Origin of the sequence: Agrilactobacillus fermenti (genome assembly GCF_021030645.1) — a bacterium.
GTDB classification, from domain to species: domain Bacteria; phylum Bacillota; class Bacilli; order Lactobacillales; family Lactobacillaceae; genus Agrilactobacillus; species Agrilactobacillus fermenti.
The window spans coordinates 1-1,457 of the sequence record NZ_JACGCJ010000063.1 but is presented as its reverse complement, the minus strand read 5'-3'; the positions used below and the strand labels follow the sequence as shown (position 1 = coordinate 1,457).

Here is a 1,457-nt window from a genome sequence, read left to right as displayed (position 1 = left end):
GTAGGCCAATGAAATGAAGTTTCTCATCAATAGAATATCTGGAACCTTTTCGGCCCATAAAAAATACTCCTTCCTAAGCAAACAGGTTTTAATTATTTACCTGTCTACTTAAGTAGGAGTATAGCCGTTTTTCACCCTCTATTTGTTTGCGAACAATTTTATTTTAAACGTGTGCCAAAAGGCAACGCCCCTTGTCACACGCTGTTTTATTCTACAATCATGCCAACAATTTCGCCATTAATAAAACATCTAAATAGCCAGCTGTAGTTGTGTAAAAAGCATGTTGTAATTGGCCTTCCACAACGAAACCAAATTTTTTATAAACATGGATTGCTCGTTCATTTCGCACTTGAACGGTCAACTCAATTCGTTTTAAAACATTGGTTTCTTGAGCCCAATCTAGGGCATCACCCAGTAACATTGTGCCGATTTGATGATTCCAATAGGCTTTGCGAACTGAGATGCCTAAAGTTCCCACATGTTGGATATGCTCATCCGCTTCAGCTGAGATCCTGACCATGCCAATAATCTCATCGTGCAAAATAGCCACTAATAAAATATTATTGTTACTTTCAAAAATATCTGCTAAAGCCAGCGCCTGTAATTGGCGATCATTAGCCAAATCCTCGTCAGTCACCAATAACAAATCTGATTCCTGCCGAACAGCATGCAAATACGTTTGTAATGCTTCAGCATCTTCAGGTACGGCTTCACGAATAATTAGTTCTTGGCCGTCACTCATGATGATAAGCCGCCAAAACTTGCTGAACCAGTTTTTCATAGTGTGATCCGATAGGCGTAAAATTAATTTGACGAAAGGCATCATTTTGCGCATCTTTTTTCAAGTCAATGGTCAAATATGTGGCCGGCAGTTCACTTTGAATATACTGACTCCATTCCACCACAACGATCCCATCACCATTAAAGTACTCTTCTAAGCCCAAATCCGCGCTGCCCCCGCTTTCTAAACGATACATATCCATATGATAGAGTGGATACCGCCCCCGCTGATACTCACGAATCAATGTAAAAGTGGGTGACTTGATTGGTTGCCTAATGCCGAGTCCTTGAGCAATTCCTTTGGTAAAAGTTGTCTTACCAGCACCTAAATCACCATTTAATAAGATCACATCACCCGGTTTTAACTGAGAACCCAATACCTCTCCCAGGGCAATTGTTGCCGCTGCAGTTTGTGTTTGCACAGTGATTCCTCCTTAGTTTACCGCTATTATAACGGATACCCTGGATACGTAAAAGGCTTAATCAAGGCTTTTTTATAATCGAGTAGGAGACCCTAACGGGTCGGCCTCTCACACCACCGTACGTACGATTCCGTATACGGCGGTTCAATAACTTAAGCGTTTCTGAATAGACTGGTACGTTGTGGACAGATTGATAAGTCCACGGCGTTCCAGTCTTTCGTTTGTTAGAGTATATTTCAGTACACCGGTATGTGC

At 41.5% G+C, this 1,457-nt stretch carries 2 protein-coding genes; both read right to left on the bottom strand.

Going from position 1 to position 1,457, the window contains the following annotated elements; all coding sequences use genetic code 11:
• Window positions 1–217: 217 nt before the first annotated feature.
• Window positions 218–742: a GNAT family N-acetyltransferase gene (locus FHQ08_RS12605; protein ID WP_230914740.1), complete on the bottom strand. Its 525-nt coding sequence runs from the start codon at window positions 740–742 to the stop codon at window positions 218–220.
• Entirely contained in the window at window positions 735–1,208 is a 474-nt protein-coding gene (gene tsaE, locus FHQ08_RS12600) for a tRNA (adenosine(37)-N6)-threonylcarbamoyltransferase complex ATPase subunit type 1 TsaE (protein WP_407929221.1), read from the bottom strand. Before tsaE ends, FHQ08_RS12605 begins: the two co-directional genes overlap by 8 nt.
• Window positions 1,209–1,457 lie beyond the last annotated feature (249 nt).

Coding starts and splice junctions, on each gene's coding strand:
- FHQ08_RS12605 (WP_230914740.1), bottom strand. CDS start 742: ATGAGTGACGGCCAAGAACTAATTATTCGTGAAGCCGTACCTGAAGAT.